At 44.0% G+C, this 24,820-nt stretch carries 24 protein-coding genes; 6 read left to right on the forward strand and 18 right to left on the reverse strand.

Annotation, left to right across the window (positions count from 1 at the left end; genetic code table 11):
• A complete protein-coding gene (pdhA, locus tag RRU94_RS20315) occupies nucleotides 1-1,110 on the reverse strand; it encodes a pyruvate dehydrogenase (acetyl-transferring) E1 component subunit alpha (RefSeq protein ID WP_242232173.1) in 1,110 nt (369 codons plus the stop codon).
• Nucleotides 1,111-1,487: 377 nt separating this feature from the next.
• Between pdhA and def the strand changes: the two genes are divergently transcribed.
• The 4 genes from def to RRU94_RS20335 all read left to right on the forward strand — a co-directional run bounded on the left by def (nucleotide 1,488) and on the right by RRU94_RS20335 (nucleotide 4,828).
• The gene (gene def, locus RRU94_RS20320) at nucleotides 1,488-2,042 is read left to right on the forward strand and encodes a peptide deformylase (RefSeq protein WP_315692680.1); all 555 of its coding nucleotides are present in this window, start codon (nucleotides 1,488-1,490) and stop codon (nucleotides 2,040-2,042) included.
• 344 nt (nucleotides 2,043-2,386) lie between these two features.
• Entirely contained in the window at nucleotides 2,387-2,596 is a 210-nt protein-coding gene (locus RRU94_RS20325) for a DNA-dependent RNA polymerase subunit epsilon (protein WP_315692681.1), read from the forward strand.
• 3 nt (nucleotides 2,597-2,599) lie between these two features.
• Complete coding sequence (gene rnjA / locus RRU94_RS20330) at nucleotides 2,600-4,267, forward strand: ribonuclease J1 (protein WP_242232176.1); 1,668 nt, start codon at nucleotides 2,600-2,602, stop codon at nucleotides 4,265-4,267.
• Nucleotides 4,268-4,312: 45 nt separating this feature from the next.
• A complete protein-coding gene (locus RRU94_RS20335; RefSeq protein WP_315692684.1) occupies nucleotides 4,313-4,828 on the forward strand; it encodes a C39 family peptidase in 516 nt (171 codons plus the stop codon).
• A 186-nt stretch (nucleotides 4,829-5,014) separates the two neighbouring features.
• On the opposite strand, the gene RRU94_RS20340 is transcribed toward RRU94_RS20335, so the two are convergent.
• The 16 genes from RRU94_RS20340 to RRU94_RS20415 form a co-directional block, all read right to left on the reverse strand.
• Nucleotides 5,015-5,674 carry a potassium channel family protein gene (locus RRU94_RS20340; protein WP_242232178.1) on the reverse strand — a complete coding sequence of 220 codons (660 nt, stop codon included), beginning with the start codon at nucleotides 5,672-5,674 and terminating at the stop codon, nucleotides 5,015-5,017.
• A gap of 163 nt (nucleotides 5,675-5,837) precedes the next feature.
• The gene (locus RRU94_RS20345; protein WP_315692686.1) at nucleotides 5,838-6,293 is read right to left on the reverse strand and encodes a TlpA disulfide reductase family protein; all 456 of its coding nucleotides are present in this window, start codon (nucleotides 6,291-6,293) and stop codon (nucleotides 5,838-5,840) included.
• Between the two features lie 173 nt (nucleotides 6,294-6,466).
• Nucleotides 6,467-7,588 (reverse strand): N-acetyldiaminopimelate deacetylase, encoded by a 1,122-nt coding sequence (locus tag RRU94_RS20350; RefSeq protein WP_315692688.1) that lies wholly within the window; start codon nucleotides 7,586-7,588, stop codon nucleotides 6,467-6,469.
• A 67-nt stretch (nucleotides 7,589-7,655) separates the two neighbouring features.
• The gene (dapD, locus tag RRU94_RS20355) at nucleotides 7,656-8,366 is read right to left on the reverse strand and encodes a 2,3,4,5-tetrahydropyridine-2,6-dicarboxylate N-acetyltransferase (RefSeq protein ID WP_242232181.1); all 711 of its coding nucleotides are present in this window, start codon (nucleotides 8,364-8,366) and stop codon (nucleotides 7,656-7,658) included.
• A gap of 64 nt (nucleotides 8,367-8,430) precedes the next feature.
• Entirely contained in the window at nucleotides 8,431-9,321 is an 891-nt protein-coding gene (locus tag RRU94_RS20360; protein ID WP_315692690.1) for a transcriptional regulator CcpC, read from the reverse strand.
• Between the two features lie 4 nt (nucleotides 9,322-9,325).
• Nucleotides 9,326-10,729 carry an MDR family MFS transporter gene (locus RRU94_RS20365; RefSeq protein ID WP_410493057.1) on the reverse strand — a complete coding sequence of 468 codons (1,404 nt, stop codon included), beginning with the start codon at nucleotides 10,727-10,729 and terminating at the stop codon, nucleotides 9,326-9,328.
• Nucleotides 10,730-10,823: 94 nt separating this feature from the next.
• Nucleotides 10,824-11,264, reverse strand: coding sequence for a cyclic-di-AMP-binding protein CbpB (gene cbpB / locus RRU94_RS20370; RefSeq protein ID WP_315692695.1), 441 nt, complete (start codon nucleotides 11,262-11,264; stop codon nucleotides 10,824-10,826).
• 124 nt (nucleotides 11,265-11,388) lie between these two features.
• Nucleotides 11,389-11,649, reverse strand: a complete 261-nt coding sequence (locus RRU94_RS20375) for a YkuJ family protein (RefSeq protein WP_046179710.1) — start codon at nucleotides 11,647-11,649, stop codon at nucleotides 11,389-11,391.
• 125 nt (nucleotides 11,650-11,774) lie between these two features.
• On the reverse strand, nucleotides 11,775-11,996 hold the full coding sequence (locus RRU94_RS20380; RefSeq protein WP_315692697.1) for a hypothetical protein: 222 nt from the start codon (nucleotides 11,994-11,996) through the stop codon (nucleotides 11,775-11,777).
• Between the two features lie 59 nt (nucleotides 11,997-12,055).
• Complete coding sequence (locus RRU94_RS20385; RefSeq protein ID WP_315692698.1) at nucleotides 12,056-13,267, reverse strand: EAL domain-containing protein; 1,212 nt, start codon at nucleotides 13,265-13,267, stop codon at nucleotides 12,056-12,058.
• A gap of 97 nt (nucleotides 13,268-13,364) precedes the next feature.
• Nucleotides 13,365-14,084, reverse strand: a complete 720-nt coding sequence (gene treR / locus RRU94_RS20390) for a trehalose operon repressor (RefSeq protein WP_315692699.1) — start codon at nucleotides 14,082-14,084, stop codon at nucleotides 13,365-13,367.
• A 49-nt stretch (nucleotides 14,085-14,133) separates the two neighbouring features.
• Nucleotides 14,134-15,795, reverse strand: a complete 1,662-nt coding sequence (gene treC, locus RRU94_RS20395) for an alpha,alpha-phosphotrehalase (RefSeq protein WP_315692700.1) — start codon at nucleotides 15,793-15,795, stop codon at nucleotides 14,134-14,136.
• Between the two features lie 40 nt (nucleotides 15,796-15,835).
• Nucleotides 15,836-17,245, reverse strand: a complete 1,410-nt coding sequence (gene treP, locus RRU94_RS20400; RefSeq protein ID WP_315692701.1) for a PTS system trehalose-specific EIIBC component — start codon at nucleotides 17,243-17,245, stop codon at nucleotides 15,836-15,838.
• Between the two features lie 115 nt (nucleotides 17,246-17,360).
• Nucleotides 17,361-18,125: a 2,4-dienoyl-CoA reductase gene (gene fadH / locus RRU94_RS20405; RefSeq protein ID WP_315692702.1), complete on the reverse strand. Its 765-nt coding sequence runs from the start codon at nucleotides 18,123-18,125 to the stop codon at nucleotides 17,361-17,363.
• Between the two features lie 87 nt (nucleotides 18,126-18,212).
• On the reverse strand, nucleotides 18,213-20,312 hold the full coding sequence (locus RRU94_RS20410) for an RNA degradosome polyphosphate kinase (protein WP_315692703.1): 2,100 nt from the start codon (nucleotides 20,310-20,312) through the stop codon (nucleotides 18,213-18,215).
• A gap of 14 nt (nucleotides 20,313-20,326) precedes the next feature.
• Nucleotides 20,327-21,859, reverse strand: coding sequence for a Ppx/GppA phosphatase family protein (locus RRU94_RS20415; RefSeq protein ID WP_315696072.1), 1,533 nt, complete (start codon nucleotides 21,857-21,859; stop codon nucleotides 20,327-20,329).
• A 132-nt stretch (nucleotides 21,860-21,991) separates the two neighbouring features.
• Between RRU94_RS20415 and RRU94_RS20420 the strand changes: the two genes are divergently transcribed.
• Nucleotides 21,992-22,456: a YkyB family protein gene (locus RRU94_RS20420; RefSeq protein WP_410492990.1), complete on the forward strand. Its 465-nt coding sequence runs from the start codon at nucleotides 21,992-21,994 to the stop codon at nucleotides 22,454-22,456.
• Between the two features lie 40 nt (nucleotides 22,457-22,496).
• Here RRU94_RS20420 and RRU94_RS20425 read toward each other — a convergent pair whose 3' ends face one another.
• Nucleotides 22,497-23,399 carry a chemotaxis protein gene (locus RRU94_RS20425; protein WP_315692705.1) on the reverse strand — a complete coding sequence of 301 codons (903 nt, stop codon included), beginning with the start codon at nucleotides 23,397-23,399 and terminating at the stop codon, nucleotides 22,497-22,499.
• Nucleotides 23,400-23,543: 144 nt separating this feature from the next.
• On the opposite strand from RRU94_RS20425, the gene RRU94_RS20430 reads away from it, so the two are divergent.
• Nucleotides 23,544-24,695, forward strand: coding sequence for an aminotransferase A (locus RRU94_RS20430; RefSeq protein WP_315692706.1), 1,152 nt, complete (start codon nucleotides 23,544-23,546; stop codon nucleotides 24,693-24,695).
• Nucleotides 24,696-24,820: the final 125 nt, after the last annotated feature.

Genomic DNA, 24,820 nt, shown 5'->3' on the forward strand with positions numbered 1-24,820 from the left:
TTACTTCGACTCCTTTTCAGTGTAGATTGCATATTGTTCTTTTAAGTTTGCTGGCATTTCTTCGTACATATTTTTCATAAGGTCTGTTACTTTTTGTTTTGGCGTTTCATCCGCTTTTTTGATCGCGTCTTTGATTTCTTCTTTCGCGCGTTCAATTACTTCTGTTTCTTTTTCTTCGTTCCATAGACCTTTTGCTTCTAAGTATTTGCGGAAACGAACAAGTGGATCTTTTTTCTCCCACTCTGTATCAAGGTCAGATGTACGATAGCGAGTCGGGTCATCACCGGCCATTGTATGTGGACCGTAACGGTAGCAAAGTGTTTCGATCAATGTTGGACCTTCGCCGTTGATTGCACGCTCACGTGCATCTTTAACAGCTGCATACACTGCAAGTGGATCCATACCATCAACAAGAACAGATGGAATACCTGCTGCAATCCCTTTTTGAGCGATTGTTTTCGCTGCTGTTTGTTTTTCACGCGGAGTTGAAATCGCGAATTGGTTGTTTTGAACGATAAAGATCGCTGGAGCATTGAATGCACCGGCAAAGTTGATTCCTTCGTAGAAATCACCTTGTGATGAGCCGCCGTCGCCTGTATATGTAACAGCTACTGCTTTTTTACCGCGTTTTTTAAGTCCTAGAGCCACGCCGGCATTTTGCACGTATTGTGCACCGATAATGATTTGTGGAGACAAAACATTTACACCTTCAGGTGCCTGGTTGCCTACGTAGTGACCGCGCGAGAACAAGAATGCTTTCCATAATGGAAGGCCATGCCATACGATTTGCGGAACATCACGGTATCCTGGCAAAATCCAATCTTCTTTTTCAAGAGCGTACTGGGAAGCAATTTGTGATGCTTCTTGTCCAGCTGTTGGTGCGTAGAAGCCAAGACGTCCTTGACGGTTTAATGAAATAGAACGCTGGTCAAGTACGCGTGTGTATACCATGCGTGTCATCAATTCTTGAAGTTCTTCATCTGAAAGCTTTGGTGCTGCACTTTCGTTTACAATTTTTCCTTCTTCATTCAAAACTTGAACCATTTCAAATTGCGTTTCAATGGACTCAAGCGTTTTTTGCGGATCGAACTGAGTTTTCTTTGGACTCATGGTTGTCACCTTTCCTTTCTTTATTTGTCATGCGGCTGTTTTCATTTATAATGACCTGTACCAGTTATTTTTTATAAATCACTAATACAATTAAAAGCTTCGGTTAATAGTGTATAATAACCGTGTTCATACGTCAATTCAAAAAGAATTTTTATAATTATCCTTTAAACCACTGCTTTCACGTGCTCTGTACTAGTGTTTCTGTTTAATCTGTACTATAAAAAGAAAGCGCTTTTTTAAGCTGTTATACATTACATTTTTTACCCCTTTCCCCTATTCCCGGTTCCCAAAGCGTAAAACAAAAAATCGCTTCATTAACATTTTGCACAGTTTTTGATAAGATAAATACACTAAAAGCGAAAAAGGAATGAAACCATATGATTAAAATGAATGACATCGTACGGGAAGACGATCCGGTTCTTCGGGAAAAAGCGAAAGAGGTGCCGCTTCCTGCTTCTGAAGAAGACAAAGCTATTCTCGCTTCACTGATTGAATACGTAAAAAACAGCCAGGATCCCGAAATAGCCGAAAAATACGGGCTGCGCCCCGGTATTGGTTTGGCTGCACCGCAAATTGGTGTTTCAAAACGAATGATTGCTGTCCATGTAAATGATGAGAATGGAAACCAGCTCAGCTATGCGCTGTTTAACCCGAAAATTGTCAGCCATTCTGTTGAAAAAGCTTATTTAACAAGCGGTGAAGGGTGCTTGTCCGTGGATCGTAACGTTCCGGGTTATGTACACCGCTATGCAAGAGTGACAGTAAAAGCGGTTACATTGGAAGGGGAAGAAGTAAAGCTGCGTTTAAAGGGGCTTCCTGCTATTTGTATGCAGCATGAAATAGATCACTTAAACGGTGTTATGTTTTATGATTATATCAATGAAAAAGCGCCTTTTCAGATTGAAGAGAACGCACAGGCAATCGAACGCTGAGCAGTCTAATAGAATATGCCGATCTCTTTTCATTCCGATAGCCATATGATAAAATGGCAGTGAGGAGTGATCCACAATGTTGAAGAGGCTGAAAAAAAAGCTCGCAAAACAGTGGAAAGATCTGCTTAGAAGAAAATCAATCGCATAATTTAGAATGGTTAAGCCCTTCCGTTACGAAGGGCTGTCTTTATGTATGAAACAAAAAGATGTTCTTTCGTGTCAAAACATCGTTCTTTCTATATAATAAAAACCAAGATCACTTAATAAGACGCAGCATTAAAAACGAGAAGAACCGCTTTTATGGCGGTTTGTATATATTAAACCGGAATAAAGGAGAGAAAATCATGATTTTCAAAGTGTATTACCAGGAAGACCGTTCTGAAGTGCCCGTTCGCGAAAAAACAAAAACCTTATATGCGGAAGCGCAAACAGAACGTGAAGTACGCCACGCATTAAAAAGCCGCCCATATAATATTGAGTTTGTTCAAAAGGTAACTGACAATCACCTTGAGTATGAGAAGAATTCCCCCGACTTTAAAGTGGAGCAGCTGTAAAGCATGAAGTTTGTAAAAAATGATCAAACTGCAGTTTTCGCCCTCGGCGGTTTGGGCGAAATCGGCAAAAACACTTATGCCGTCCAATTTCAGGACGAAATTATTTTAATTGATGCAGGGATTAAGTTCCCTGAAGATGAGCTTCTTGGAATCGATTATGTGATTCCAGATTATTCCTACCTTCAAAAAAATGCGGATAAAATTAAAGGCTTGTTTGTTACACACGGCCACGAAGACCACATCGGCGGTATCCCTTACCTGCTCCGGGTTGTAAATGTACCGGTGTACGGCGGGAAGCTTGCACTTGGTCTTCTGCGCAATAAACTAGATGAACACGGCCTTCTGCGCCGCGCCCGCCTTCATGAAATCGGCGAGGATGACATTATCAAGTTCCGGAAAACATCCGTATCCTTTTTCCGGACAACCCATAGTATTCCAGACTCTTATGGTGTTGTAGTCAAAACACCGCAAGGCAATATCGTGCACACAGGCGACTTTAAATTTGACTTCACTCCTGTAGGAGAGCCGGCCAACTTAACGAAGATGGCGGAAATCGGCAAGGAAGGCGTTCTTTGCCTCCTGTCTGATAGTACAAACAGTGAAGTGCCTAATTTCACGATGTCTGAACGGAAAGTTGGGGAAAGCATTCATAATGTGTTTCGAAAAGTACAGGGACGCATTATTTTCGCTACTTTTGCCTCGAACATCCACCGCCTCCAGCAGGTCGTTGATGCAGCTGTTGAAGACGGCCGAAAAGTCGGTGTGTTTGGGCGCAGCATGGAAAATGCGATTAATATCGGACAACAGCTCGGCTATATCCGCTGTCCGAAAGACACTTTTGTCGACACTCACCAGTTAAATAAATTACCGGCGAACAAAGTAACAATTTTGTGCACAGGCAGCCAGGGTGAACCTATGGCGGCACTGTCACGCATCGCCAACGGATCTCACCGTCAAATTCAAATTCAGCCGAATGATACGGTCGTTTTTTCTTCCTCGCCGATTCCCGGCAACAATGTAAGTGTCAATCGAATTATTGATGCTTTGTCCCGGGCAGGAGCGGACGTTATTCACGGTCCGTTAAATGAGATCCATACATCCGGGCACGGAAGCCAGGAAGAGCAAAAATTGATGCTTCGCTTGATTAAGCCTAAATTTTTCATGCCGATTCATGGTGAGTACCGGATGCAGAAAATGCACTGCCAGCACGCGATTGACTGCGGTGTTCCGCCGGAAAACTGCTTTATTATGGATAACGGCGACGTATTGGCTCTGTCAAAAGACGAAGCGCATGTGGCTGGACGCATTCAATCCGGGTCCGTTTATATTGACGGAAGCGGCATTGGCGACATCGGCAACATTGTGCTTCGTGACCGCCGCATTCTTTCAGAAGAAGGCCTTGTGATTGTAGTCGTAAGCATCAACAAAGAAAAAAATAAAATCGAAGCAGGCCCTGATATTATTTCGCGCGGATTTGTGTATATGCGTGAGTCGGGCGATCTTATTTACGAAGCACAATCGATGCTGAATCGCCATGTAAAGCAGCTTCTCAATAACAGTACCACTCAATGGTCTGATATTAAAAATGAAATTACCGATACTCTTTCACCTTTCCTTTACGAGCGGACAAAACGCCGCCCGATGATCCTGCCGATCATTATGGAAGTGTAACAAAAGAAAACGCGCTCCTGCTTTTAGGAGCGCGTTTTTTCGGAGGTGTCTGCTATCATTCAGGTAAAGAGCCAGTCCCAGTATGCAGAAAATATTAAAAAGAACTATCGTTCATCCGCCTGCGGCCCCGTCACAGTTTCGGTTATTTTAGATTATTGGGGATATTCGTGTACAGCAAACGATTTATATAAAAAACTTGGTACTACAAAAATTGGTTTATCCCGCTTTTTAATGGTTCGGAGATTAAAAAAACTGCTGGGCAGCAACTGGCGTGTTAGTTCCTCGGACCAGATTGGTGAAGTGATTCACGAGCTCGATCATGGCCGGCCCGTTGCCGCAAAATTTGACAAGTATTTCACCCTCCGCTTTTTTGCCAAGCCTTTGTTTGCGTATCATTGGGTCGTGCTGACAGGATATAAAATCCAGCAGGGGCGTATTTATTTGTTCCTGCATGATCATGGTGCTCCTGGACGAAAAAGCAGGATCCGCTGCATCTCATTTGAAGATCAGGCACATGTCCTCCGTTTTGTTCTTGTTTCGCCAAAGAACCCTCCACTTTGAGTGGAGGGTTCAGGCTGTTGACAAACGCCCGCTTTCGGCGTCACTTGCCGGCTGCGAATGCTCATGACCCGAAAAAGGTCACTCCGCTTCTCATCCGGCGGCGTTCCTTGAAAGACAGGCGCTTTCAATCAGCCTGCTTTCTTACTTTGTCTACACTCTCACCCTTCACTTTGAGTGGAGGGTTTTTTAGTGATTCATTTTTCTCTGGAATCGGTCAATATCTCTATCCGCACCAATAATAATTAAAATGTCGCCTAAATGAATAGGCTCATTCGCCTGTGGCGACACGATAATTTCTTTACCCCGTTTAATTGCTACGATATTAATTCCGTAAAGAGCCCGGATATCAAGGTCAATCAATGTATTGCCGGCAAGCGATTCATTGGCAATAATTTCGGCGATGGAATGCTCATCGGAAAGCTCTAAATAATCTAATACATTGTTTGAGACGATATTATTGGCAATCCGCCGTCCCATATCACGTTCCGGGTGGACAACCTGGTCTGCGCCGATCTTGATCAGCACTTTTTCATGATAATCATTTTGTGCCTTGGCCGTAACTTTTTTAACGCCCACTTCTTTCAACATCAGCGTCGTTAAAATACTGGACTGAATATCATCTCCAATAGCGACAATCACATGATCAAAATTTCGAATGCCCAGGCTTTTTAAAACCGATTCATCTGTCGTATCTGCGACAACAGCATGAGAAGCAATCGAAGTAAACTCATTTACACGATCCTCATCTTTATCGATCGCCATTACTTCCATTCCTTGTTCACTCAGCTCCCGGCAAATGCTGCTTCCGAATCGACCGAGCCCAATAACGACAAATTCCTTTTTCATGATTCTTCCCCCGCTGTCAACGTTAAATAAAAGGTTTTGCTCTGACAGTTTACCACGAAAGGCCTTTAATTGCTTCCTCTCTTATTTTTCCTGCCCTTGCCATACACTCACTCTTTCTTACGAAAAGAAACAAAGAAAAACCGGCTGGCGCCGATCACCTGCTTTATTTTGTTTTTGACATTTCACCGAGAACGCGATTTAAACGCTTCTCAAGCATTTTCAGCCCGCTTCCTCCTGCTTGAAAGTGACGCAGCCGGCCTTCTTTATCGAAAACGTAATAAGCAGGAACATATTGATTTTTAAATGCATCTGTAAGCGTATGTTCACTGTCAACAAAAATCGGCTGTGTGATTCCATGTTCTGCTGCTGCCGCTTTAATCTCTTCCAAGTCCAGATCATCCTCCGAAAGAGGCATGTGTACAGCCAGAACATTTAATGTATCCTTGTAATCATCACGGAATTTGTTGATGTTTGGCATGGCTTCTTTGCATAAGTGACAGCTTACCGACCAAAAATGAATGAGGGTTGGCTTTTCGCCAATTAACTCACTGGTAGACACTTTCCCGTTCAGCCACTTTGTTGCACCATTAAGCTCTGGCATTTGCTCTTTTAATTTCATCCGTCCACACACCCCTTTTTTAATAGTATAGACACATCAGGGCCTAACGGTGTATCAAGCCCTGGTGAGCATTACAGATTAAAGGGTTTTTGTAGTTTCGTTTTCAGTTTGGAGGGCAAAGCCGGCTCGCTTAAATGGAGCGCTTTGTAAGATGGTTGGTCCTTTAAAAATGCTCAGCGGCTGCCCAGCTGCTCAAAGTAACCGCTGATAAATGAAATTGCCGTTTGGATCGCCGTCTCATCCGGGTTTAATTTAGCGTGATGAAGGCCATACTCCGATCCAACACCAAGCCAAAACATAAGACCTGGAATTTCTTTCAGCATAAAGCCAAAGTCTTCTCCTGTCATGGCTTCTCGTGCCTGCACGAATTGGATATCTGGCTGCTGCATTGCAAATTGAATAAAGCGGCCCGTCACTTCCGGATCATTATACACTTGATAATAGCCGCTGCCGCAGTCGATTTCTGTTTCGCAGTCAAACGCCGTTTCTATCCCTTTTAAAAGAGACTGAACCCGTGCCTTTGCTTTTACCATTGCTTCTGGTGAAAGCGTGCGGATGGTGCCTTCCAGCCTTGCATGGTCGGCGATCACATTTTGCACAGTGCCGGCCGTCATTTTCCCTACCGTCACCACAGCACTATCAAGCGGGTCAACGTTTCGGGAAACGATAGACTGGAGCTGTGTAACAAAGTAAGAGGCCGCTACGACCATATCCTTTGTTTCGTGCGGGTAAGCAGCGTGGCCGCCTTTGCCGCGAATATCAATAAACAGCTCTGACGTATTCGCAAATAAAAGGCCCGGCTTCGTGGAAATTGTGCCCGCCGGATGCTCCGGCGCAATATGAAGTGCATAAATTTCATCCGGCAGCCATGCGCGGAACTCTTTCGATGCCATCATCGGCTCGGCTCCTCCTGGTCCTTCTTCTGCCGGCTGAAAAATAAAAACTAAATCGTCATCAATCGGATGAGAAGCAAAATGAGTAATCACGCCAAGTGCAATGCTCATATGCAGATCATGGCCGCATGCGTGCATACGCCCTTCGTGTGTTGAAGCAAACGAAAGGCCGGTCTGCTCGGTAATAGGCAGGCCATCGATATCTGTCCGCCATCCGATTGTTTTAGATGGGTTAGACCCGTTTATTTTTACAAGAATGCCTGTCCGCCATGTTTGAATTTCCATCCGCTCCTGCGGAAGTGATCTTAAATACTCCAGCAAATAAGCCTGCGTTTTGAATTCTTGAAATCCGAGCTCTGGAATTTGGTGCAAATCACGTCGAATAGCCGTAAATTGGCTCATTTCTTTTCCCCCTTTTTAGAAAAAGAACGCGCGAGCAGCTGCCCACGCGTCCTTATGATTACCGCTTTTATAGTTTACGGAGTTCCTGCATGATTTCTGTTTTTGATTTTGTTTTATCATCGATCTGTTTAATCACGCGTGCTGGTGCTCCAACTGCAACAGAGTAAGGCGGGATATCTTCTGTAACGATCGCGCCTGCAGCCACGACAGAACCTTCGCCAATACGGCAACCTTCAAGCACAACCGCATTTGCCCCGATTAAAACGTTGTCTTCTAAAATAACCGGTGAAGCAGAAGGCGGCTCAATCACACCCGCTAACACAGCGCCTGCACCAACATGGCAGTTTTTACCCGTTGTCGCACGCCCGCCAAGAACCGCATTCATGTCGATCATTGTTCCTTCGCCAACTACTGCTCCAATATTAATAGAAGCACCCATCATAATAACGGCATTATCTCCGATTTCAACTTGATCGCGGATTACAACACCCGGCTCAATACGCGCTTTAATGTTTTTCATATCTAAAAGCGGAATCGCAGAGTTGCGGCGGTCATTTTCCACTACGTAATCAGTGATTTTATCTTTATTTTGCTCAAGTGCTTCAGACACTTCTGCCCATTCACCGAACACAACAACAGATTTGCCTTCGCCAAATACTTTTGCTGATTCGCCGAAGTTAATGCCTTCTACGTCTCCGTTTACGTACACTTTTACCGGTGTTGATTTTTTGCTGTTTCCGATAAAAGCAATAATTTCGTGTGCATCCATCATTTTCATAAGTATGTATTCCTCCTGGTCAATCTGTTTTTTCTGCTATTACTGTATCAAAGCAGCGCCACTTTCACAAGCGATTTTCTTCCGATTGTGCCATAAAAAGCTCCACTGTTTCGACAAATGCCTGCACTTGACGAAGTTCGAAAGCGGCATCATAGCCAAGAAGCCACGTATCACGCTGAATCGGTGCGCCTTCACGGTCAAGAAGCGGGATTTGAAAAAGATCATGTTCATGATTCGCTAATGTAATAGCTGGCAAAATCGCGTACCCAAGTCCATTAAACGCCATCTGCCGGCATGTTTCAATTTGGTCTACCACAATTGAGCGCTTTGGCGCCATTTGAAAACGACTGTGCCACCATTCTTGTATTTCCTGATAGTAGCTTGAGTCACTTTTGAATTGAATAAACGGTTTGTCGGTGGAAAGCACATCTTCCACATTTTGAATATCTTTATCGACTAAATAAAGCGGATCTTCAAACAAGTGAATTTTTCGCCCCTTCCATTCCGGCGTTCCACGTATAATGCCAACATGTACATCCCCTTCATAAAGCGCTTTGACAATTTCGCTGCTCCAGCCGGTAATCAGCTGAATTTTGGCCTGGGGATAGCGTTCTACGTACAGCTTTAGCACTTTTGGCAGCCAGTTTTGGCCGACGATGGTAGCGCAGGCGATTTTCAATGTTCCATGCACCTGCGGCTCAAGCAGCTGCAGCTCTTCGAGGAGACGCTCTCTTTTCTCCAGGGTTTCTTTTGCGTATTCCACAATTCTCTCACCTGCCGGCGTTAAAGAAAGCCCTTTTGTAGAACGGTTAAAAATTTTAACCCCCCACTCTTTTTCGACTGTCTGCAGGCGCTGGGAAAGAGCCGGCTGAGAAACAAAAAGCCGCTCTGCTGCTTTGCGCATATTCATTTCTTCTGCAAGAACGGTCAGCAGCCGAAATTCTGAAACAGACATCCCGTCACTCTCCTTTCTTTAAAAACAAAAGCAGAATAAATGAAAGGGCCGCAAATAGGAAAACGACAAAATAAACCGCGTGCAGGGAAGAAGTCAGCCCTTCACCTAAAATAGCGCGGGCGGAAGCCGGTATATCTCCTTCTCCGCCGAGGAGCTCATTCACGGAGTTAACGCTCAGATTATCCGCTCCGCTTTTACCTGCCAAATAAGCGGACAACTGACTGTTTAGTACACCGCCAAGCAGCGCTGCCCCTATAGCATTGCCGATATTTCTCATAAACATATTGGCTGCCGTCGCAGCTCCTCTTTCATGCCATTCGACCGCATTTTGTATTGAAATGATAAAAGCAGTCGAGGTCAAACCCATTCCCACTCCTGTGACGAAAGAAGAAGCGGCTGCCCACCAGGGGCCTAAATCCGGTGTCATGAACATAAACATTAAGCCGCCGGCTAACAGTGCTGCCCCTCCAATTAGAGTTGTAGCACGGTAGCCAATGGAATGAAGAAGGCGGCCGGATAAAGAGGAAGCAATCGGCCAGCCGATTGACATAGCGGTCAGCGTGAACCCGGCGATCGTAGCACTTTTCCCCATCACACCCTGTACATAAGTCGGCAAAAAAGATGAAATGCCGATGAGCATAATGCCGGTCGTTAACGATACAAGGTTGGCAATTAAGATTGGACGCACCTTCCACAAATGAAAAGGCACAATAGGAGACGGCGTACGCCGTTCGTGCAAAGCAAAAAGACAAAACGAAACGGCTCCAAGCACCAGCAGCGGACCTGTATGAGCTGTGTTGCCTGCTTCAACTAACCAGTACATAAACGTTGAAATTCCTACTAAAAAAAGCACCGTTCCGATATAGTCGATATCCGGCTTTTTCTTTTCTACCTTCTCATGCAGGAAAAGGCCCAGCATGACCATCGAAACAACACCAAGAGGTATGTTAATCCAAAATACCCAGCGCCACGATACATATTCTACAAGCAGTCCGCCAAGTGCCGGTCCGGAAACGGCCGAAATGCCCCACACACTCGACAGATAGCCTTGAATATGCGCCCGCTCTTCCTTGGAATAAATATCGCCGACAATGGTCGTGGCAATGGGCATTACTGCACCGGCCCCCACTCCTTGAATAAAGCGGAAAAGAATCATCTGCTCCATTGAGCCGGCCAGTCCGCAAAGAATAGAGCCGGCCAAAAAAATCGTCATACCCGCAAATAAAACCGGCCGCCGGCCAAAGATATCCGATAGCTTTCCATAAATTAAAACAGTCGCTGCGTTCATAAGCAAATAAGCAGAGAACACCCAGCTATACAGCGAAAAACCACCAAGCTCCGCTACAATATCCGGCATAGCCGTTGAAACAATTGTTGCTTCGATCGCTCCCATAAACATGGCCAGCATCACAGCCGCCAAAACGAGAGGACGCTTTGTTTGTTTTGGTTTCAACCCTTTCACCCCAAATTCAATAAAAAAAAATCCGCCGCCTGGCGGATCTTTAATTTAATCCATCAACATAATAATTGAGCTGCTTTAAAATGACCCGTCTCGTTAATATACCCTCAAAATGGCCTTCTTCATCAGTTACACACAAAAAAGGATGATTAATAAGCTGTCCAAGCGCTTTTCGGAAGTGGTCATGAACCGTTAATCTCGGTTTATCAACGGCCATCACATCCTCTACTTTCAGCTTATCAAGCCGCTCAAACTCAATACGTTCAAGACCGAGAAGCGCTTCCGTAATCATAGGAATGCTAATCAGCCCTTCAAGACGGTATTTGGTATCCAAAACCGGAATAGCCGTGTAACCACTTTTCGTCAGAATCAGCAATGCATGCTCCAGACTGTTTCCCCGCTGGACAAATGCCACTTTCTCTCCCGGAATAATGTAATCCATAATATTTGTCTGCAGAACGTCTTTGTTTCTGAAGGAGATCATTGGTGTTCTTCCTTTCTTTTTTGTAAGCGCTTTACTTACCTTCCATTATAGCAAAATGCCTGTAGCTTCTACCAGAGAAACGAGCCGTTCTTCTTCAAAAAGATCCGGCCCTGGCCGCCTGATGTTACCCTTGTGCTTCCTGCTTCGCTTCTTGAAGAAGTTCAAAAATTTCGATTGCTGTCATGTCAATATCATCAAAAGGATACTTGCTTCCTTTTCCGTCCTTATCATATACTTCAAGTTCGAACGTGTCTTTATTTGGGAAATATTTTACCTGGCAGAGTGTTTTGCCGTTTAATTCAAACAAGCGCTGCTGTACCTCTCCCTGCTCTCCGCCTTCCTGCAGTGATTTAAGGCGCTGTACGATTCCAACTAATTGTGACATATATTGTCGACCCCTTTCTTTCGTTAACCATTTAGTAAGCACAAGAAATATACCATACATCCCTGCTTTAATCCAATATTTTTGCCCTCTTTTTTCACAATCTACAAATAAAAAAGACGCCAAAATCAGCGCCCCTGCAGCCATACAATTGCAATAATTCCAAGAAATATGACAAACATCGCGATAAATAGCCAAATGATCGGATTCAATCCATATGGATGCTGGCGAACCGGCTTAGAATTGGCTGTATCTCGAATGCCAAAAGCACCGGACCGTTTCATCAATCTGGCAGTCCAAAGCAGGCCGCCAAGCAAAACAGCAGCTGATAATAGAATCCAAGCTTCCATAAGCATCCCCTTTATGCCAGGATACTTCCATTGTGCCCGGATTCCTCCAGCTTCATACGTTAATAGAGCAATCCATCCTGGTCGTATAAATAAGCATATGGAATATCAAAAAATAAATATTCGTGCTCATTCACCGGGTAAGAAAATGTTCGGATGGTTTCTCCTGTTTCAAGATCATTATACAAATCAGAGATTAAACCGCCGCCGTTTTTATTCATCCGGACGATGTTTTCAAGAAAATAAGGGCGCCAGCTCCAATTCTTGTTTAAATATTCCGGCTGAAAAATCCATCGGCCATCCCTTTTAAAGTAGTTTGGTGTTAATTCAAAACCATTCTCATCACATATATATAACCGGAAACACATTTCATTAAACTCCCTGGCGATATCTTCGAGGAGCTTTTCTTTCGGGGCTGATTTCGATCTGGAAATGATAGCACTCAGTCCGCTTTCCAGCTGGTCCGCCAGCGCATATACGCTGCTGAGCGCCTGTTTTTCATACGTAATAAACCGGCTGCACTTTTCCCTTAGCATTTCTTTTTGCCCGTCAGGCTGGGCAAAATCGGGCATAGGCTCCGATAAGTAAAAGCCTTGATAATAACGCCCGCCATTTTTCCAGGCATACTGAAGCTGATACTCTGCTTCCACGGTTTCAAACAAGAGCGAGGCACCAATTTTACGGGCAAACATTGAAAGGGAATAAACGATATTTTTATAGGTCTGGTCACTGGCGTCTTTTCGAAGGGCCTGCAGGCTTATTTTTAAAATATCAGGTGATGACCCGGCAAAACGGCGAATATCCCCGTCCACGTCCACTTCCCCTATATGATCAACGGCAAGCCGAATCCCAAGTGTTTTATAGTAGCGAAGAACATTATCAAGTGATTTGCTGTAATCCGCTTCCGAGATCTCCAGCACAATCTGCTCATACCTTAATCCTTTTTCGGTATATTCGTCTAAAATAGCCAGAAAAGATTCACCGTAATCCTCAAGCAGTCCGGCTGCCCGCCGGTTTACAAACAGCATTTCGGTTCTGCCGGCTTTCAAAAAAGCATCGAGTGCTTTTCGTATAATGACATCTTCTACTTCACAACGGTAGTCATCCGGTGTATCTTCATCATGGAAAAAGTGTCCGAGACTATGGACCGTCTCTCCTTCTATGTAACGGCCTAACACTTCATACCCAATAATTTTATGTTCATCAGCGCTGAAGATCGGCTGGTAATATGGTACAACACGATCCAAATGACTCATAATTTCCAATGCATCCATGAAAAACCCCCCATTCCGTCCAATCGTTTATTATTATACATGACTTTTATTTATTATGCTGTTAATTCAAAGAAGCCCGGCACAGAAACGCGCCAGGCTACATCATATGCCGGCGGGCAAAATCGACGAATCGAAATTTATCCGGCCGGTGTCTTGACTCCGTATACTGAAAAAGACTCGCATCATCTAAATAAACGTAGTTGCGCACCACAGCAATATGTGAACAGCCATTCATGTCAAGAAGGGCAGTGTCTTCTTCTGTGCAGGGCTCAACGGTTATTTCCTTTTTAGCAAAACTGATCGTTAAACCAAGTTCTTCTTCAATATAAGCATAAATCGATTGTCCGCATATCTCTTCTGTCAGAGAGGGAACATGCTTTTTCAATAAAAAATCCTTGTCTAAAATAACACGCTCCCCATCGAAAACACGCGTCCGGGTCACTTTCCATATCTCTTCCTTTGGACTGCATTGAAGCTGATGCTGCAAATATGGCTCGGGACGAATTAATGCAAGCTCTTCTACATCTGTGTGAATGGCTGCGTTAAGCCCTTCTGCCAGCTCTTTAAAGCTGACAAGCCCCGAAAATGGAAAGCTTGCACGGCTCGTGTCAAGAACGACCGAGCCTTTGCCGCGCAGCTTTTGAATAAAACCATTTTGCGAAAGAAGTGTCAGCGCTTTTCGAATCGTTTCCCTGGATGTTTCATAGCTGGCGGCCAGGTCATGCTCTGACGGAATAAGCTCACCCGGCTGAAAAACACCCGTTTTTATTTTCTCAACCAGCTCTTCATAAATATACTTGTATTTATTGATTTTCATCTTCGTTCACCTGCATACTGTCATTCCCTCCACTATAACACAAAATGGATTAGTTAAACAGACGGTACACGGTGCTTTCATAAGGCGTTAATGTCCGGCTTGAAAGATGCACAGGAGCTTCTTTCTCATTTGACAGAACAAGAGATGAACGATTGCCTTTCAATTCTTCAGGTACAACGAATGGCACGGGGCGGCCATAAAAATTATTGATGACGATCCATGCTTCTCCTTCGTATTCTCTCATATATACAAACAGCTCAGGATGGTCGCTCATAAGCAGCCGGTAGCTTCCTTCACGCATCACCTTTTCCTTTTTCCGGAGCTCAATCAGTGTTTTGTAATGATAAAAAATAGAGTCTGGATCTTGTTGTGCGGTTTCCACATTAATTTCTTTGTAGTTTTCAGCCGTTTCAATCCATGGAGTGCCGCTTGTGAAGCCGGCATTTTTTCCGCTGTTCCACTGAACAGGCGTCCGGCTGTTATCACGTGATTTTTGCTTTATAATCGTCATGATGTCTTCCTCTGCCATTCCCTGGGCGCGCATTTCATTGTACATATTCAAAGACTCCACATCACGATACTGCTCAATCCGTTCAAAATGAGGATTTGTCATTCCAATTTCTTCGCCTTGGTAAATATAAGGGGTTCCTTTCATAAAATGAATGGCGTTTGCCAGCATCTTCGCTGACTTCATCCGGTATTCTCCGTCATTTCCATACCGGCTTACAATACGCGGCTGGTCATGGTTACACCAGAACAAGGCATTCCAGCCTCCGCCTTTATCCATTTCCTGCTGCCAGTCTGACATAATCCCTTTCAGCCACAAAAAATCAAACGGAGCGGCTGTCCATTTTTCTCCTCCAGGATAATCCGCTTTTAAATGATGGAAATTAAAGGTCATCGCCAATTCATGCGAATCCGGATGAGAATAACGAATGCAGTGTTCAATGGTTGTAGAAGACATTTCACCTACCGTTAACAGATCATACTGAGAAAACACGTTATCATTCATCTCACGTAAAAACTCGTGAACCCGCGGTCCATCTGTGTAAAAGCGCCGTCCGTCTCCTTCAAAGTCATCTGGGAAAGATTGATCTTTGGAAATAAGATTAATGACATCCAGACGGAAGCCGTCAATCCCTTTTTGAAGCCAAAAATGCATCATTTCATATAGATCACGGCGAACTTGTTCGTTTTCCCAATTTAAATCGGCCTGCGTACGATCAAATAAATGCAGATAATACTGGCCGCGCTTTTCATCATAAGCCCATGCTGATCCGCCAAATTTTGACTTCCAGTTGTTTGGCGGACCTCCGTTTACTCCGTCTTTCCAAATATAGTAGTCCCGGAAGCGGCCGTCAGCTTCTCTCGACTGCTGAAACCAGTTATGCTCGGTAGAAGTGTGGTTAACAACGAGGTCCATGACAATTTTGATCTCCCGATTATGGGCTTGCTCGAGTAGCTCTTCCACGTCAGCCATTGTTCCGTATTCCGGGTTTACCGCATAATAATCGCTGATGTCATAGCCGTTGTCTTTTTGCGGGGACGCATAAATGGGCGTCAGCCACAGCACATCAACCCCGAGGTCTTTTAAATAATCCAGCTTTTCAATAATGCCCCGCAAGTCGCCGACTCCGCTGCCGTTCGTATCATTAAAGCTTTTCGGATAAATTTGATATACAACACTTTGTTTCCACCATTGTTCATTCATATCGTAAGCCTCCTAATAGAAAAAAGGGCAAAAGCGCCCTTTATTTTTGTTTCGCAAATCGTGAAAAAATAAATGTGAGGATGATCGGCAGAACGATTACAATGACCATGCCGATCAAAAAGGATGTCATTCCTTTACTGATAACGAGAAAGCCTGGAATGCCTCCAACACCAATCGTACTAGCGAGAACACCATTTACCGAGATAAACATACCGGCAATGGCGGAGCTGATCATGGCAGCGATAAAAGCATACCGGAAGCGGAGATTTACCCCGAATATAGCCGGCTCTGTTACACCGAGAAACGCAGACAGTGCTGATGTGTAGGAAAGACCTTTTAAACGGTCTTCTTTTGCTAAAAGCCCAATTGCTAAAGCAGCTGCGCCCTGTGCGATGTTAGAAAGAGCAAGCATCGGCCATAAAAACGTGCCGCCAAGCTGAGAGCCGACCAGCTGCAAATCAACAGCTAAGAAGGTGTGGTGCATTCCTGTGATAACGAGCACGCTGTACAGGCCGCCGTAAATTAAGCCGCCTAAAAGCGGTACGGTGTCAAAAATATAAATAACCGCATCTGTGATGGCATTTCCAACGATAAACATAACCGGACCGATTAAAATAAAAGCGGCAAACCCGGTAATAAGAAGAGCAACCGGTGCTACAACGAGCAGCTGAATGCCTTCAGGAACTCTTTTTGTTAAGAAAACTTCAATTTTTGCCAGTAAATAGGAGGCGAATAAAACAGGCAGGACCTGTCCCTGGTAGCCGATTTTTTCAACCGTCAGCCCTAAAATATTCCAGGTTGGAATTTCTCCTGCTTTTTCTGCTTCACCGTATGCCCAGGCGTTCAATAAATCGGGATGAACGAGAATTAATCCCAGCACAATCCCTAAAAGCGGACTGCCGCCAAACCGCTTCACGGCTGACCATCCGATCAAGGCAGGCAGGAAGGTAAACGCTGTATTCGCAATCAAGTTGATAACGTTTGCAATGTCAGCCCACTGAGGGTAACGCTCGATTAACGATTCCTCAAAGAAAATGCCGGGACCGGTTAAAATATTATTCAGTCCAAGCAGCAAGCCGGCTGTTACAATGGCCGGTAAAATGGGTATAAAAATATCAGCCAATGTTTTAATCGCCCGCTGCAGCGGATTTAAATTGGATTCTGATGCTTTTTTCACATCATCTTTGGAAGATTCCCCAATACCGGTTTGGTCAACTAAATCCTGATACACCTTGTTGACTGTACCCTGGCCAATAACAACCTGATACTGTCCGTTGGCTGCGAAAGATCCTTTGACTACATCAATTTGTTCGAGTTTTGCTGTATCGACTTTGCTGTCATCTTTTAACGCAAAACGCAGCCGTGTTACACAATGTGTAGCTGCACTAATATTATCACGTCCGCCGACTGCCTCTACAATCTGCTCCGCTTGTTTTGAATATGCACCCATTGTTACCGCCCTCCTAATCTTGTATATACATCTTAATAAGACTTTACCACCTGTATATACATGTTGTCAACAAACAAGGAAGCGATTCCAAAAAAAAGCAGCCCTATCGCTGCTTTTAAAAAGGAAAGCGATTTAACCACTGTCCGCCATCTATTGTAATACATTCACCATTTATATAAGCAGCATCTTTCGAACACAAAAAAAGGGCAAGAGAAGCGACTTCCTCGGGCGTCCCAAGCCGGCCCAGCGGTACACTGTTCAGCGTCCGCCGGGCTGCTTCTGATGACTCCCATAGTTTTTCAGCCCCTCCTGTCCGCTCGATTGGACCGGGAGCGATCGCATTAACACGTATTCCATACTGATAGCCCCATTCAACTGCAAGAGTACGTGTGAGAGACAGTACACCTGCCTTGGCAGCAGCTGAATGCGCAACTTTGGCTCCTGCATTCCATGCATAAGCAGCAGCCATGTTAATGATTAAACCGCTGCTTTTTCGTTTAATCCAATAGTTTCCTGCAGCGTGTGAACAATAAAAGGTTCCGTTTAACACAATGTCTATAACAGCCTGCCATCCATTTGGCGTCAGCTTTTCTGTGGGACAAAGAAAATTACCGGCAGCATTATTAATGAGCACATGGATCGAGCCAAACGCCTGATCCGCCTTTTCCATCAGCTGCACAGCTTCTTCAGGACAGCGTACATCCATAGCCACTGTTAAAAGCCGGTCGTTTTCTCCGCTTATTTCATTTTTAGCCGCCCTTAATTTTTCTTCGTTTCGTCCGCAAATGACTACATTGGCTCCTTCCTCAAAAAAACGCCGGGCCATATATTTTCCCATACCGCTTGATCCGCCCGTTATGATGACTGTTTGGTTTTTCATGTGTTTTCCTCCTTTATGAATGAATGGTCATTCATAAATATATAATAAAAAGGAAATCCGCAATACAAGTGGATTCCCTTTTTTGTTTTATTCTTCGTCTTCCCTTAGCTGATAAACAGCCTGTAAACATTCAAGCTGGCTGTCAACATATATTTCATCTTTGTCACTGGCTACGTAATGGTAGTTTCCTTCATTGTCCTGATAGCGTGCTTTTGCTGTATCCGACAGCTGCAAATGCAAAAAGTCCGTCAGCCTGTTTTTTAATGTATGGTCTAGGATCGGGAATAAAATTTCCACCCGCTTAATCATATTGCGTGTCATCATATCTGCTGAAGAAAGGTAAATATTCCGTTCACTGTTATGATGGAAATAGTAAATCCGGCTGTGCTCTAAAAAGCGGCCCACAATGCTGATTACCCGTATGTTTTCACTTACGCCGGGAATTCCCGGGCGCATACAGCAAATTCCACGGATGATGCAGTCAATTTGCACCCCTGCGTTGGATGCTTCGTACAGCTTCATAATTAACCGTTTATCTGTTAAAGAATTCATCTTGGCAATAATCCGGCCGTTTCCATACTTTTTGTGATTGTCAATTTCCTCATCAATGAGTTTTATAAATGCGTCTTGAATATCAAATGGAGCGACCACTAAGTGATTATATTTTGGTTTGTTCATGTACCCGCTTAAATAATTGAAGAAATTCGTCGCATCTACGCCAAACTCTTTTTTAGATGTAATTAAGCCATGGTCCGTGTAAAGCTTTGCTGTTGCATCGTTGTAATTACCTGTGCCGAGATGAACGAACCGTTCAATCTGGCCTGCTCGTTTCCGAACAACAAGCGTAATTTTACTATGCGTTTTCAAATTGTGCATGCCATAGATCACATGACAGCCCGCTTTTTCCAGCTCTTTGGCCCATTGAACATTGTTTTCTTCATCGAATCGCGCTTTTAATTCAACGAGAACGGTAACTTGTTTTCCTTTTTCCGCTGCCCGTTTAAGCGACTCAATAATCGGTGAATCGCCGCTGACCCGGTAAAGCGTCATTTTAATCGCTAAAACGGTAGGATCATCTGCCGCCTGCGAGATAAAATCCACTACCGGTTCGAATGATTCGTACGGGTGATAAAAAAGAATATCCTGCTGCAATACTCTTTCAAAAATATTTTCCCGGGAAGACAAATCGATTGGCAGCTGCGGAATAAACGTTTCATACGTCAGCCCTTCACGAAGCGTGCTCAGCTTTTTCGTAAAAGGAAACAAGAAAGTTAAATCAATCGGGCCGTCTATTTCATAAACATCTTTAAAATGAATTTCAAGCTCTTCAAGCAGGTAGTCCAGTACATCCTGATCTAAATCCTGAGATTTAATTTCGAGCCGGACAGCGGCTCCCCATTTTCGCTTTTTTAATTCTTTTTCAATTTCAAGAAGCAAATCACGGGCGCCTTCTTCGTGAATTTCCATATCTGCATTGCGTGTAATCCGGAAAGTATTCACATTCTTCACAACATACCCTTGAAAGATACGGTCAATAAAATATTCTAATACGTCTTCAAGTAAAACAAATGTGCCGCCTTCCTCCGACGGCACTTCGATTGTACGTTCCAGCACTCCCGGCACCTGCACAATGGCTACGCGGTCCATTTCCGCTTCCGGCTCATCATTTTGCAGCATCACAACTAAATTAAGTGATTTATTTAACAGCATTGGAAACGGGCGGTAAGCGTCAATGGCCATCGGTGTTAAAACAGGAAACACTTCATTGTCGAAGTAATCAAGCAAAAAACGCTTTTGTTCATCCACCAGCTCAGCCGGCTTTTTCAACAAAAATCCTTCCTCTTTAAGAGCGGGAAGAATTTCCTCTCTTAATATCCTGTTTTGTGTTTCCACGAGCTCATGCGCTTTAATGCTGATCCGGTTCAGCTGCTGCTTGGGTGTCAGGCCCGCTTTGTTCTCAGGCTTATTAAAGCCTGCTTTTACTTGATCTTTTAAGCCGGCTACCCGTACCATAAAAAATTCATCTAAGTTTGAACTGAAGATCGCCAAAAATTTCATGCGTTCCAGCAAAGGATTGTTTAAATCCGATGATTCTTCCAACACACGTTTGTTAAAGTTAAGCCAGCTTAATTCTCGATTGTTGTAGTATCTCGGATTCGCTAAATCAATGGCTGTCTGCCTGCTCATCGGACTCCCCCATTTCAGTTTTCTTTAATTTGTTTAAATTCTATCTGAATGTCTGTCTGCAAGGCTTTTTCTAAATGGCGTTTTTGTTTATCGCTTTGGTAGCGTTCAGCGAGCTCGCTTCCTTCACAATAAACCGTAATAACAATATGATCATGTTTTCTTTTCACACCTAGATCGCTGACAATGCTTCGCTTTGAGCTGTTTAAGCTAAAACAAAGCTTAAGCAGGGCGCCGTACTCCCGCATTTTTTGGATGTCCTCTTTGGTGAACCAGCCGTCGAACTGCTCTAAATATTGCTTGAGTGTCGAATTATTTGTAAAGGAAGCGACCAAAGAAATATATGCTTTCTCTCGATGGGTAAAGCCGTCAAACATGGAGTTAAGCAGAAGATAAAAGGTATGCCGGCTTTTTGCATTCGATGATATGTATTCACCGAGATAAAACAAAGCCGCTGCTTGTTCAATCATAAACCGCTCTTTGTTCGTGACCTTTAAAATCTGTTCCTGTTCAAAACCGCGAAGCATATTTTGAGTCAGCTTCATCATTTGGTAATGATGATTTTCATCATGGCCATAAACAGTTAACAGTCTTTTCACGCCGTTTCGTTTTACATCTTCTGCTGTGTCCCAATTGCTGTTTTTCGCCCGCTCCAGCATGATTCCATCCCGAAGCCCCCGGGAGCTGACCAGCATTCTTTTCGCTTTTGTATGTATAGTCAGCTGATAAAAGACTTCAATAGCCGGCAAAATTAAATCAGCGCGCTCATTTGAAAGACCATCCACTTTCTCAAGCTCTGTGTATGAAAGCGGAGAAAGCTCGGTGCGCAGCTGTTCAAGAGCTTCTGCAGACAGCTCATAGCCGTGTACGCCAAGAGGCGGATAATTTTCTTTTAGCTGCTGGACATTCGCCAAGTTGCGCGCGCTGCCGCCCACAGCCGTAATCATGCCGTCCGGTGCTTCACCAAGCCAATCGAATTTTTCAAGCTCTCCTTGAATAAACTCAGCCATTCGTTTCTGCTCTTTCGGCTTCATTCGGTCTTCTGGGATAAACTGTTCTTTAAGGGAGACTACGCCAAAAGGAAAGCTGAAAAAATGTTTCAATTTTCTGTTTCTATAAAGTGTAATTTCTGTACTGCCTCCGCCGATATCAATCGTCAGTCCATTATCAGCCGGCATTGTTTTCAAAACGGCTGACAGCCCGTAAGAAGCTTCTTCCTCTCCCGACAGCAGCCGGATATGAAATCCCGTTTCTTCCTTGACTCTTTCAATAATGGCATCCCGGTTTGATGCCTGTCTTATAGCAGCTGTTGCAGTACATTCTACCTCTGTTACCTCGTAGTAACGGAGAACTTCTTTGAAATTGAGCAGTGCTTCAAGCAGCAGCCGGACACCTTCATCGCTCATTTCACTTTTTTCATTTAAAAAGTGCCGAAGCCTGAGAGGTGCTTTTACATTTCGAAATTCCTCAATCGCTGACCCTTGCTCTTTATATAAAACCAGACGGACTGTATTGGATCCAATGTCAATAATGCCTGTTTTGGTTTGCATCACAGTGATTCCCGCTTTCTTTTTTTATTCATTTTCCCCTTTAAATATACCATGCAAACCACCATGAATGCTTCCAAATCACGGTTAAACAGTATATAATGAGAGAAAATGAGGACGAAAGGAGTCACTACATTGAGCAAAAAATCTGAACCCTTCACCGAACCTTCATCCGAAGAGACCCTCGCCAAAGCCATTTTCACGGTTAACCGCCATGCAAAAACGGCTACAAACCCAAAATATCTATATGCGCTGAAAAAATGCGCCCTCCTGAAGATGATCAAGGAAGGCAAAGCAGAAAAAAAAGGCCTTCACTTTTCCCGAAATCCTAAAAACAGCCGGCAGCAGTCGGATGTGCTTGTTTCATGCGGTGAATACACCTTTCATATGCCGCCTTGTAAAGAAGACTTTACTTTATTGCCGCACCTAGGGCGGTTAAGCGAACAAATACGCAACCCCCGCTGTTCCATGGGGCTGTCTAAAGCAAAAAGTATTCTTGAGGCGTATACGGGTATGAAAGAAAAAGAAACAAAGCCGAAGCCTCCCGGTCAGAAAAAGTACACAAAGCCGGTGTTTAAACCGCTTGGTCAGTCATATTAAGAACGAAAAGGACGCCGCTGACAAGCAAGCGTCCTTTCTTTTATAGGGCAAGTTCATCAATATACTGAACAAGACGGGCAATTTCCGGCTTGCTCACCTGCGCATCGGCACCTACTCCTGTACCCTTGTGGCGAAGCTCGTCGGTAATTAATGAAGAAAAAATAATGACTGGAAGTTTTTTCAAAACAGGATGATCTTTGATCCGTCTTGTTAAATGGTGTCCGTCCATTTTTGGCATTTCAATATCTGTAACAATCAGCTGCACTTTTTCCAATGTATTTTCCTGTTCAAGTGTCGATTCTAAATAATCGAGGGCAATCTGACCGTTTTCAAAAAACTCAACCCGTTCATATCCCGCTTCCACCAGCGTATCGTGAAGCAGCTTGCGGAGCAGCGGTGAGTCCTCTGCCACAATAATTTGTTTTTCGGACCGCTCACGCTTGCCCAGGCTTCGAATTTGATCCACGTGAATGCCGGAGTGCGGATTAATATCTACGACAATTTTTTCAAAGTCGATCAACAAAATCATCGTTTCATTGATTTTGATCACGCCGATAATTTGATTGTTGCCTCCCTGATACATTTCAGACGGCTTTTCGATATCATTCCAGGAAATACGGTGAATGCGCGTCACGTTTTGAACGTGAAAAACCACTTTTTGCTGGTTAAACTCTGTTACAATGTATTTATCCATCTGGCCATTTTGAGATGGCTGCAGGCCCAGCACTTTTGCCATATCAATCACTGGCAGCACCTCGCCACGAAGCTGAATAATGCCTTCAATGTGAGAGTGGGCATGTGGGATAAAAGTAATAGGCATGGGCTGAATAATTTCTTTTACTTTCATCACATTAATCCCATATTTATTGCCTTGAACTTCAAATTCCACAATTTCAAGTTCATTTGTTCCAGATTCAAGTAAAATTCCATAATCATTTGTCATAAGTCATAAGTCCCCTTGCTTTTTTATTTTACTATATCACGAATGAAAAAATTGTCGATGCTTGAAAAGTTTATAATTCTTTAATATTTAATTGAAAAATTTACATTATAATAATATTAGATAAGAAAAAAAGGTGGTTTACAAATGGAACATCGATTGAACACACGTGTGAAAAGCATTGAAATTTCGGGTATCCGCAAGTTTTATAACCTGGTCGGTACTCAGGAAGGGATGATTTCTCTTACGATCGGCCAGCCGGATTTTTACACTCCTGACCATGTAAAAGAAGCCGGTATCCGTGCTATCGAGCAAAACGCGACCGTGTATACGCCAAACAGCGGTCTGTCTGAGCTAAAAGAAGCTGCTGTCCGTTTTTATAAGGAAAAGTATGGAGTCTCTTACAGTGCGGACACTGAAGTGATTGTGACCGTTGGCGCAAGCCAGGCGATCGACATTGCACTGCGGGCTGCTCTGGAACCGGGTGATGAAGTGATTCTTCCAGGTCCTGTTTACCCCGGTTATGAGCCCATTATTCACTTATGCGGTGCCAAGCCGGTGATGGTAAATGTAACCGATAATGATTTTCGCATGACTGCCGACAAAATCGAGCCATACATATCAAAAAAAACAAAAGTGATCGTTCTTCCTTATCCTTCAAATCCGACTGGCGTCAGCTTAACGGAACAGGAGCTTCAAGATATTGCGGCGCTGGCAAAAAGATATGAGCTTTTCGTTTTAGCAGACGAAATTTACAGCGAAATTGTGTATGAACGTCCTCACGTTTCCATTGCGTCCTTTTTGCCGGAACAAACGATTGTCGTAAACGGCTTGTCCAAGTCACATGCGATGACCGGCTGGCGGATTGGGCTTTTATTTGCGCCGCAGTCTATTACACAGCACATTTTAAAAGTCCATCAGTACAACGTCTCCTGCGCTTCTTCTGTTTCCCAAAAAGCAGCGGTTGCCGCCCTGACCGACGGCATGAATGATGCGCTGCCTATGCGCAGCGAATACCAAAAGCGGCGTGATTTCACCTTTGAGAAACTGCAGGAGCTCGGACTAGAAACGGTCAAACCTGATGGTGCCTTTTACTTTTTTGTAAAAGTACCTACAGCTTATATCGGCTCTTCTTTTGATTTTTGTTTAACTTTAGCTCAAAAATATAAAGTAGCGGTTGTGCCCGGCAGTGCTTTTTCTGATGCAGGGGAAGGCTGGTTCCGTTTGTCTTATGCATGCAGTGTTGAGGAAATTGAAGAAGGGCTGCGGCGGATCGAGCAATTTTTAAGAACACTTTAATGAATAAAGCAGAGGCTGTGATGCAGCCTCTGCTTTTTTTCATAAAAAAAAGCCCGGACAGCGATCGCCCGGGCAAAAAGTGAGAGAAATGGAGAATGAAAAACTGGTTACGTTTATATCATTCC

Source organism: Domibacillus sp. DTU_2020_1001157_1_SI_ALB_TIR_016 (assembly GCF_032341995.1).
Classification (GTDB): domain Bacteria; phylum Bacillota; class Bacilli; order Bacillales; family Domibacillaceae; genus Domibacillus; species Domibacillus indicus_A.

What these genes read in the sequence shown, in the direction of transcription:
- treC (WP_315692700.1), bottom strand. Translation starts at nt 15,795, where the DNA reads ATGAATGAACAATGGTGGAAACAAAGTGTTGTATATCAAATTTATCCG.
- RRU94_RS20410 (WP_315692703.1), bottom strand. Translation starts at nt 20,312, where the DNA reads ATGAGCAGGCAGACAGCCATTGATTTAGCGAATCCGAGATACTACAAC.
- RRU94_RS20430 (WP_315692706.1), top strand. Translation starts at nt 23,544, where the DNA reads ATGGAACATCGATTGAACACACGTGTGAAAAGCATTGAAATTTCGGGT.
- RRU94_RS20385 (WP_315692698.1), bottom strand. Translation starts at nt 13,267, where the DNA reads ATGGATGCATTGGAAATTATGAGTCATTTGGATCGTGTTGTACCATAT.
- treP (WP_315692701.1), bottom strand. Translation starts at nt 17,245, where the DNA reads ATGGGTGCATATTCAAAACAAGCGGAGCAGATTGTAGAGGCAGTCGGC.
- treR (WP_315692699.1), bottom strand. Translation starts at nt 14,084, where the DNA reads ATGAAAATCAATAAATACAAGTATATTTATGAAGAGCTGGTTGAGAAA.
- RRU94_RS20350 (WP_315692688.1), bottom strand. Translation starts at nt 7,588, where the DNA reads ATGAGCCAATTTACGGCTATTCGACGTGATTTGCACCAAATTCCAGAG.
- RRU94_RS20380 (WP_315692697.1), bottom strand. Translation starts at nt 11,996, where the DNA reads ATGGAAGCTTGGATTCTATTATCAGCTGCTGTTTTGCTTGGCGGCCTG.
- RRU94_RS20360 (WP_315692690.1), bottom strand. Translation starts at nt 9,321, where the DNA reads ATGTCTGTTTCAGAATTTCGGCTGCTGACCGTTCTTGCAGAAGAAATG.
- rnjA (WP_242232176.1), top strand. Translation starts at nt 2,600, where the DNA reads ATGAAGTTTGTAAAAAATGATCAAACTGCAGTTTTCGCCCTCGGCGGT.
- fadH (WP_315692702.1), bottom strand. Translation starts at nt 18,125, where the DNA reads ATGAAAAACCAAACAGTCATCATAACGGGCGGATCAAGCGGTATGGGA.
- cbpB (WP_315692695.1), bottom strand. Translation starts at nt 11,264, where the DNA reads ATGATCTCCTTCAGAAACAAAGACGTTCTGCAGACAAATATTATGGAT.
- RRU94_RS20345 (WP_315692686.1), bottom strand. Translation starts at nt 6,293, where the DNA reads ATGAAATTAAAAGAGCAAATGCCAGAGCTTAATGGTGCAACAAAGTGG.
- RRU94_RS20425 (WP_315692705.1), bottom strand. Translation starts at nt 23,399, where the DNA reads ATGACAAATGATTATGGAATTTTACTTGAATCTGGAACAAATGAACTT.
- RRU94_RS20325 (WP_315692681.1), top strand. Translation starts at nt 2,387, where the DNA reads ATGATTTTCAAAGTGTATTACCAGGAAGACCGTTCTGAAGTGCCCGTT.
- RRU94_RS20340 (WP_242232178.1), bottom strand. Translation starts at nt 5,674, where the DNA reads ATGAAAAAGGAATTTGTCGTTATTGGGCTCGGTCGATTCGGAAGCAGC.
- dapD (WP_242232181.1), bottom strand. Translation starts at nt 8,366, where the DNA reads ATGAAAATGATGGATGCACACGAAATTATTGCTTTTATCGGAAACAGC.
- def (WP_315692680.1), top strand. Translation starts at nt 1,488, where the DNA reads ATGATTAAAATGAATGACATCGTACGGGAAGACGATCCGGTTCTTCGG.
- RRU94_RS20365 (WP_410493057.1), bottom strand. Translation starts at nt 10,729, where the DNA reads ATGCTGGCCATGTTTATGGGAGCGATCGAAGCAACAATTGTTTCAACG.
- pdhA (WP_242232173.1), bottom strand. Translation starts at nt 1,110, where the DNA reads ATGAGTCCAAAGAAAACTCAGTTCGATCCGCAAAAAACGCTTGAGTCC.
- RRU94_RS20415 (WP_315696072.1), bottom strand. Translation starts at nt 21,859, where the DNA reads ATGCAAACCAAAACAGGCATTATTGACATTGGATCCAATACAGTCCGT.
- RRU94_RS20375 (WP_046179710.1), bottom strand. Translation starts at nt 11,649, where the DNA reads ATGTCACAATTAGTTGGAATCGTACAGCGCCTTAAATCACTGCAGGAA.